1 protein-coding gene is annotated in these 796 nt (G+C 50.3%); it reads right to left on the bottom strand.

The features are described 5' to 3' along the window. Window positions 1-55: 55 nt before the first annotated feature. The gene (locus tag ACTHUG_RS11250; RefSeq protein ID WP_083290050.1) at window positions 56-586 is read right to left on the bottom strand and encodes a cytochrome b; all 531 of its coding nucleotides are present in this window, start codon (window positions 584-586) and stop codon (window positions 56-58) included. Window positions 587-796: the final 210 nt, after the last annotated feature.

The following is a 796-nucleotide window of genomic DNA, read 5'->3' as shown; positions in this document are numbered from 1 at the left end:
GTTTTTGCTTGGTCAAACTGTTTTCAGACGGCCTTGGCTGTTTATCATTTTACACTTAAGAACGGCGGCCAATCATGCGGTATAAAACGTCGTGGCCTTGAATGCGGTGGACGATAACCATGGCGATGTGGCCGGCGACAAGCGCGAAGAGCAGCCAACCGAGTTTGCCGTGCGCCATATTGCCGAGATTAGACATCCATTCGATTTTTTCAGGCGAACCCTGCATCACTTCGATACCGAATACTTTCAAAGGGCCGCGGCCGCCGCCATATTGGCGGATCATGCCGATAACGGGAACGGCAAGCATGAGGACGTAAAGGGCAAGGTGGCCTGCTTTGGCAGCAAAGCTGTCGGCGGCAGGACGTTTGGACGCATTGAGCAAAGCCCAAACAATGCGCACGGCAATCACCAACAGCGTGATGAAACCGATGGATTTATGCACGCCGAAGAGCGATTTGACCCATTCTTCGCCATCGTAGATGGTCCAAACGGTAATGGTGGAGAGGATGCCGATGAAACCGAGTACGGTCAGCCAGTGCAACGCGCGCGCGACAGCATCGTAGGTTTGTGGGCGTGTAGCGGTCATAATGTTTCCTTGTTTTTGATTTGTTTGGTTTTTTGAATCGGCGGCATTGTAACAAAAATGCTCAACCAATTATGTTGCCTTTTTGAAGAGATTTCGTAAATGTTTGGAAAATTTGAAGAAATGGCGGTTTTATCCGTAAGACTGCCCAGGCCGTCTGAAAACAAGGGCAGGAATACCACCTTCTATGCCGAACTCGGGCTAAAATAGGCG

Origin of the sequence: Neisseria sp. P0022.S009 (genome assembly GCF_051956675.1) — a bacterium.
In the GTDB taxonomy this organism is placed as follows: domain Bacteria; phylum Pseudomonadota; class Gammaproteobacteria; order Burkholderiales; family Neisseriaceae; genus Neisseria.
This window is presented reverse-complemented; position numbering and strand designations above follow the sequence as displayed.

What these genes read in the sequence shown, in the direction of transcription:
- ACTHUG_RS11250 (WP_083290050.1), bottom strand. Translation starts at nt 586, where the DNA reads ATGACCGCTACACGCCCACAAACCTACGATGCTGTCGCGCGCGCGTTG.